Source organism: Mycobacterium sp., from assembly GCF_035653355.1.
Classification (GTDB): Bacteria; Actinomycetota; Actinomycetes; order Mycobacteriales; family Mycobacteriaceae; genus Mycobacterium.
In genome coordinates this window covers 1-6,723 of sequence record NZ_DASRBZ010000329.1, presented here as the reverse complement: position 1 = coordinate 6,723, position 6,723 = coordinate 1, and the positions used below count along the sequence as shown (strand labels likewise).

The window sequence follows — 6,723 nt, the reverse complement described above, 5'->3', positions numbered from 1 at the left end:
GCGCTCGCGCCCTTGCGTGGCAACCGCATTGACGCTGTACTCGGAGATTCTGGACCGCATCGAGGACAGCGACTTCGCGGTGTTCAGCCAACGCGCCACCGTCGGCACCGCCCGCCGGCTACGGGTCGCAGGCGCGGGCCTAGTTCATTCGTGGCAGGCTCGCACCTTGCAGCAGACCGGAGCTAACCAACCAGGTAGCTCCTGATGGACCGGTGGCAATACCTGCTCGTCCTCGCCGCATGCCTGGCGATCACAGCGCCGCTGGAGTTCTTCGGCCCCGGCGTGTACCGCCAACCCCTGCGGGTCGTGCGCGCGGTGCTACCCGTCGCCGCAGTGTTTTTACTGTGGGATGAGGCGGCGATCGCCGCGCATGTTTGGACGTACAATCCCACCTACATCCTCGGCGCCTTCATCCCCTTTCATGTCCCGATCGAGGAGGTGTTGTTCTTCATCGTCATTCCGCTGTGCGCACTGCTGACCTACAACGCGGTGAGCGCCATCCTGGACCGGGCCAACCGACGATGATCGGCTATACCGCGCCCGCCGTTCTCGCGGTGCTCGCGGTGTGCATCCTCGAATTCGCCGTGATGCACACCGGAATCTTCCGCCGCAGCGCCTACTGGTTGTCGATGCTGATCGTCTTCGGATTTCAGATCTTGGTCGATGGATGGTTGACGAAACTGCGCGCGCCGATCGTCATGTACGACGATCGCCACATCAGCGGCATGCGATTCCCGTTCGACATCCCAATCGAAGATTTCCTGTTCGGCTTCGCCGTCGTCACCGCCGTGTTGCTGCTCTGGGAGCGCCAACGTGCGCGCCGGTAGCGCCGGCCTGGCACCAGGCGACGTGCCCGCCGCGTTCGACGCGGGCGCCGCAGCCTATGACCGGCTCGTCAGCGCCAACCCCGAATACCATGCGCATCTTCGTCTTTCAGCGCGACGCCTGCGGCTGACCGACCAAGGTCGAGGGCTACGGCTCCTCGACGCTGGCTGCGGGACCGGGGCATCGACGGCAGCCCTGCTGAGCGTCGCCCCGCACGCCGACATCGTCGCGGTCGACGCGTCACAAGGCATGCTCGACGCGGCGCTGGCGAAACAATGGCCGCCGTCGGTGCGCTTCGTGCACACCCCGGTAGAAGAACTTGGCGAGCACGGCGTCACCGGACCGTTCGACGCGATTTTCGCGGCCTACCTCGTGCGCAACCTGGCCGATCCGGACAGTCAACTGCGGGCTTTCCGCAAGCTGCTGCGAGCGGGTGGCACCTTGGCGGTCCACGAGTACTCGGTGCGTGACTCGCGCGCCGCCACCTGGGTATGGCATGCGGTGTGCTGGGGCATCATCATTCCCGCCGGCTGGTGGCGTACCCGCGACACGACGCTGTACCGCTATCTATGGCGCAGCGTTTTGGCCTTCGACGGGGCATCTCGGTTCCGCGACAGGCTAGTTGACGCCGGGTTCACCGCGGTGCACAGCGAAACCATGCCCGGCTGGGAAACCAACATCGTGCACACCTTCCTCGGGGGTGCGCCTCGATGACCGATCGCCGTCACCAGATTCATCCGGCGCCGCCCGGTCTGCCCAACGCCGACGCGCTGCCCACCCGGCCGCGCGCCGTCGTGGTCGGCGCCGGCATCGCGGGACTGGCCGGCGCTACCGGACTCGCCGAACGAGGAATCCAGGTCGACATCGTCGAGCGGGAGCACTACCTCGGCGGTCGAGTCGGCGGCTGGACCGAACAGCACGACGGCGCACAATGGGCGATGAACCGCGGATTTCACGCATTCTTCCGCCAGTACTACAACTTGCGGGCGCTGCTGCGCCGGGTCGACCCACAGCTGTCCATGCTCACCGCGGTCGAGGATTATCCGCTCATCGACGGCGCAGGCCGACGCGACAGCTTCCGCGGTTTGCCTCGCACGCCTCCCTGGAATGCGCTCGTATTTGCGTTGCGCAGCCCCACTTTTCGGCTGCGGGACCTGGCCCGGATCAACGCCCGGGCGGCGGCGCCGTTGGCCGCGGTGTCTGTGCCCGACATCTACCGACGGCTCGACCACCTCGATGCCGAAACGTTCCTGAAGGCCGTCAATTTTCCTGACGCGGCGCGCCATCTGGCTTTCGAGGTGTTCTCGCGCAGCTTCTTCGCCCAGCCCGGCCAATTGTCGGCCGCCGAACTGGCGACGATGTTTCACATCTACTTCCTCGGCTCCAGCGAGGGCCTGATCTTCGATGTCGCCAACGCGAACTTCGACACCGCGTTGTGGGGGCCGCTACAGCGTTACCTGTCAGAGCTCGGTGTGCGGTTCCGGCTGGGCACTGGGGTGGCCAGCATCGGCCCCGGTGCGTCGAAAGCGCTCCGGGTACAAACTGATTCCGGTGAAAGCCTCGACTGCGACGCTGTCGTGCTGGCCACAGATGTGTCCGGTCTGCAGCGGATCGTGGCTGCATCGCCCGAGCTTGGCGACGATCTGTGGCGGGCACGGATACGGCGGCTGCGCACCGCGCCACCGTTTGCGGTGCACCGGCTGTGGCTCGACCGGGCGGTCGATTCGCAGCGGTCTGCTTTTTTGGGAACCGCCGGCCATGAACCGCTGGACAACATCAGCGTGCTGGAACGCTACGAACGCGAAGCGGCCCGCTGGTCACAACAACATCGCGGCTCCGTTGTGGAGCTTCACTCCTACGCTGTGCAATCCGCCGTTTCAGATGCGGAGATGCTGCGGCAGCTGCACGCGGTCTATCCGGAAACCGCGTCCGCACAGGTGGTTCGGCAACAGATGCTGTGCCGAAGCGATTGTCCACTGTTCGCGCCCGGTACCCATGCGCACCGGCCGGGTGTGACGACACCCCAGCCGGGTCTGGTCCTGGCCGGAGACGGCATCCGCATCGATTTGCCGGTCGCCCTGATGGAACGCGCAGCCACCACCGGCTGGTCGGCGGCAAACCGATTGTTGACGCAGTGGGGACTCGCCGGCCACCCGCTGTGCACCGTTCCCAACCGGGGACGGTCGGCGCTGCTGCGCCGGTTGGCCACTGGGGAAAGGCGGGCGAGCTGATGAACCTCAGCGGCCACCTGCGCCGACGCTGGCCCAAAGACTGGCCCTTGCAATATGTTCCGAGCGGCGAGTGGGCCGCGCAGCACCCGACATACCGCGATGCGCAGCCGGCGATTATCGACGCCGCGCTGCACCGATCCCAGAGCAGGCCCACCGGCAACTGGTATGCGTTTGCCGCAAGCCGAGAAGTGCACCGCCGCCGCCCGTTCGGCACCCGGGTCGCCGGCGTCGAATTAGTCGCGTGGCGAGGAGACGATGACCGGCTGCATGTCGGCCCGGGTGCATGTCCGCACATGGGTGCGGATTTGGCCACCGCGACCGTGCACGAGGGTGCATTGATCTGCCGCTGGCACGGATTAACGCTAAACCCCGACGCGCAAAGATGCGACTGGAAGACCTTCCCCAGTTACGACGACGGTGTGCTGGCGTGGGTGCGCCTCGATGACGCCGGCGGCGAAGCGCCGCTGGAGCGGCCGGTGATTCCCGCTCGGCCAGAAGGCGACGTCCTGCCCGCCGTCGCGCGGATGGTCGGTGTCTGCGAGCCGGAAGACGTCATCGCCAACCGGCTCGATCCCTGGCATGGGGCGTGGTACCACCCGTATTCGTTCACCCGGCTGAAGGTGCTGACCAATCCGACCGAGGAGGCTGACCGGTTCCTGGTCGCTGTGACGTTCCGCGTCGGCCGCCTGGGGGTACCGACCGTCGCCGAATTCACCAGCCCGGAGGCGCGCACGATCGTCATGCGCATCGTCGATGGTGAAGGAACGGGCAGCGTTGTCGAAACCCACGCCACCCCGGTCGGTTTGGATGCCGCCGGCCGTTGCCGCACTGCGGTGATCGAAGCGGCGATCGCGCACTCCGACCGTCCGGGCTTTCGGCGGGCACGCAGGGCCGGCCCGCTGATCGCGTGGCTGATGCGCCATGCCGCCGCCCGGCTCTGGCAAGACGACTTGGCATATGCCGAGCGGCGTTACCGGCTGCGGACCGGTGCGACGTAGCCGTGGCGCGACCAGCGGTGAACAGACTGTATTCCACCGTCGTCGGCGCAACCGTCGGCGCCCACTTCGCCTACTTGCTCTATCTGCCGAGCGGCGGCTTCTTGGCGCTGCGTTGGCCGCGCAGCATGCTGCTGCATGTACCGGCCGTCGTCTGGGGTGCCGGCGTTGTCGCGTTGGGATTTCCGTGTCCGCTGACCCAGCTCGAGCAGTGGGCGCGAAGCCGGGCCGGCATGAATCCCTTACCCGCATCCGGCTTCATTGACCGCTACATCGCCGGTGTGTGCTATCCGGCGAATCGCACCGGCAGCGCACAGTTGCTCGCCTTTATGGCGGCCGGCGTCTCATGGACCGTGTTCTGCTCGAGCCAGCTACGCCGAAAGTAGGCCGCCGCAAGCTCTCGGCTCATCCAGACGCATGCCGCTGGTGCTGGCGTGATGCAGCGACAGCCGCACGGTAGTCGACGATGCGAGGCGGATAATCCGGTGCCGCGCTCGGGCCGAGTTCCCAGGGCATATGCACCTTCCCCGTCGTGATGTGGGCGAGTTCGGGAACCCAGCGTCGCACATAGTCGCCGTTGGCGTCGAAGCGTTCGGCTTGCCGCAGTGGGTTGAGCACCCGGTAGGGGCGGGTATCGGTCCCGGTGCCGGCCACCCACTGCCAGTTCAGTTGGTTGTTGGCCACGTCCCCGTCGACGAGCAGGCTCATAAAGTGTTGCGCACCAAGCCGCCAATCCAGCCGCAGCGTCTTGGTCAAGAAGCTGGCAGTGATCAGACGCGCCCGGTTGTGCATCCACCCTTCCGCAGCGAGTTGGCGCATCCCGGCGTCGACGACGGGATATCCGGTCCGGCCCCGACACCACGCGTCGAAGAGATCGGAGTTCTGCTGCCAGCCATTGTTTTTGCCTCGGTAGTCTTTCCGAGCGGTGTCGGGCCGCGCGGCCAGCAGCTGGGCATAGAAGTCCCGCCAAGCGATCTGGCGGATGAACGCCGCGCATCCCTCGGTCGACGACCGGCTGCGATAGACCAGCTCCACCGGTGAGATGCACCCGAAGTGCAGATACGGCGACAGTCGCGACGTGGCGTCGGCGGCCAGGTCGTCGTGGTATCTGTGATACTCGTCGACCGGTGCCCCGAGCCAGGCCTTCACCCGCCGTCTGGCCGTGGTTTCCCCGCCGACACTCAATTTGGGCGAAGGCGGCCGGGGAGATATTTGGCTCGCCGATGGTAGCGGCTCGCTCTGCGTGTCAACGACCTTCAGCTTCGATGGTGCGGGCAGCACACGCCGGGTGACGGCATGTAGCCATTTGCGGTAATAGGGCGTGAAAACCGCGAAGTGATCGTGTCCCCCGGCCGGCGTCAGCTCGCCCGGTTCGGACACGGTGACGCTTGCCGAGTGCACTTTCAGGCTGCAACCGTGCCGGGCGAGCCGCTCCTGCAACCGGTGTTCGCGGCGTGCAGCATAAGAGCTGACATCAGAAGCCACGTGGACTTCTGTGATCGAGTGTTCCGCCACAAGGCGCTCGACTTCACTGACCACCGATCCGCGACGCACGATCAGTCGTCCGCCGCGGCGTCGCAGCTCGTCGTCGAGTTCGGCGAGGGCGGCGGCCAAAAAGCCGGCCTTGTTGGGGGTCATATAGCTGCTCGACAGGATTGCTTCGTCGAGCACGAACAGCGGCACTATCCGATCACCCGCATGGTGTGCGGCGCTGAGAGCCGGATTGTCATAGACGCGCAGGTCTCTGGTGAACAATGCCATCGTTACGGCCATGGTGGTGTCCTTTCCGCGCCGCTGGAGCGTTGCAGCGCAATGTGCTACACCTCAGCCCGGTCGGCCAGCTGTGCGGCGGCTGCCGTGATGTCGCGGGCGATACCGCCGAAGATCACGTCGCGAAACGGTGCTGATGCCGCCCAAAATGCCTCGCCGCCAAGGCCGTAGGGCTGAAAAAGCGCGCGCTGGCGGTAAATGCTTCGCCCATTGCCGTCGTCGCGTACCGACAGCTCAAGCCATAGCCGACCTGGCAGCGGAAGATCTGCGCGCAGCCGCACCAGATGTGGCCGGTCGACGTGTTCGACGCGCCACCAATCCAGGGCCTCACCGGGATGCAGGCGGTGCGGACGGCGACGTGCGGGCCTGATCCCCGCTACCCCGGCGACCCGGCCGATCCACCCCCGCAGCGCCCAGGCCAACGGCGCGGCCGGCCATCCATGTTCGGTGCCAATCGATTCGACGCGATGCCAAAGCCTCTCGGGATCGGCATCGACACGGCGTTCACACAGGTGCGCGTGTAACGACCCGCCGGCCCACTGCGGATCGGTGGGCAGCGGTCGCGATGGTGCTTTGTCGGCGTCGGGTCGAGACCAGCGGGTGCGCAGCTGACCCTCGCGCGCACACGCCAGCGCCAGTTCCACGGCGTCTTCGTAGTGGGTCAGCCCGCCGTGCGGGTCGGGAATGTATTCCGCGATGTCGTGATCGGCACAGACGACGTCGTTTTCCAATGACTCCATCAGTGACACCGCCAGCACGCGCGGAATCGGGGTTATCAGGTTCACCCACTGCGACGACAGCCACGGCGTCAGGACCGGCACCGGAACCGCGATGCGGCGCCGCAGCCCAGCGATCGCGGCGTATTTGCGGATCATCTGGGTGTAGGTGAATGTGTCGGGGCC

The 6,723-nt window shown here is 66.3% G+C and carries 8 protein-coding genes and 1 pseudogene; 7 read left to right on the top strand and 2 right to left on the bottom strand.

Annotated features, from left to right (window positions below; all coding sequences use genetic code 11):
* The 7 genes and pseudogenes from VFA16_RS11450 to VFA16_RS11420 form a co-directional block, all read left to right on the top strand.
* Positions 1–205: pseudogene (locus VFA16_RS11450) on the top strand (phytoene/squalene synthase family protein); the annotation flags it as partial.
* Positions 202–525, top strand: coding sequence for a lycopene cyclase domain-containing protein (locus tag VFA16_RS11445; protein ID WP_324967921.1), 324 nt, complete (start codon positions 202–204; stop codon positions 523–525). The pseudogene VFA16_RS11450 and the gene VFA16_RS11445, both read left to right, overlap by 4 nt.
* A complete protein-coding gene (locus VFA16_RS11440) occupies positions 522–827 on the top strand; it encodes a lycopene cyclase domain-containing protein (RefSeq protein ID WP_324967919.1) in 306 nt (101 codons plus the stop codon). The genes VFA16_RS11445 and VFA16_RS11440 overlap by 4 nt, the downstream gene beginning before the upstream one ends.
* Complete coding sequence (locus VFA16_RS11435) at positions 814–1,539, top strand: class I SAM-dependent methyltransferase (protein WP_324967918.1); 726 nt, start codon at positions 814–816, stop codon at positions 1,537–1,539. Before VFA16_RS11440 ends, VFA16_RS11435 begins: the two co-directional genes overlap by 14 nt.
* A complete protein-coding gene (locus tag VFA16_RS11430; RefSeq protein ID WP_324967917.1) occupies positions 1,536–3,056 on the top strand; it encodes an FAD-dependent oxidoreductase in 1,521 nt (506 codons plus the stop codon). Before VFA16_RS11435 ends, VFA16_RS11430 begins: the two co-directional genes overlap by 4 nt.
* Positions 3,056–4,054: a DUF5914 domain-containing protein gene (locus tag VFA16_RS11425; RefSeq protein WP_324967916.1), complete on the top strand. Its 999-nt coding sequence runs from the start codon at positions 3,056–3,058 to the stop codon at positions 4,052–4,054. The genes VFA16_RS11430 and VFA16_RS11425 overlap by 1 nt, the downstream gene beginning before the upstream one ends.
* Positions 4,055–4,071: 17 nt before the next feature.
* On the top strand, positions 4,072–4,437 hold the full coding sequence (locus tag VFA16_RS11420) for a DUF2784 domain-containing protein (RefSeq protein WP_414687696.1): 366 nt from the start codon (positions 4,072–4,074) through the stop codon (positions 4,435–4,437).
* A 19-nt stretch (positions 4,438–4,456) separates the two neighbouring features.
* On the opposite strand, the gene VFA16_RS11415 is transcribed toward VFA16_RS11420, so the two are convergent.
* Positions 4,457–5,824, bottom strand: a complete 1,368-nt coding sequence (locus VFA16_RS11415; protein WP_324967915.1) for a deoxyribodipyrimidine photo-lyase — start codon at positions 5,822–5,824, stop codon at positions 4,457–4,459.
* 44 nt (positions 5,825–5,868) lie between these two features.
* Positions 5,869–6,723, bottom strand: an 855-nt coding sequence (locus VFA16_RS11410; protein WP_324967914.1) for an SDR family oxidoreductase, incomplete at its 5' end; no start/stop codon positions are given.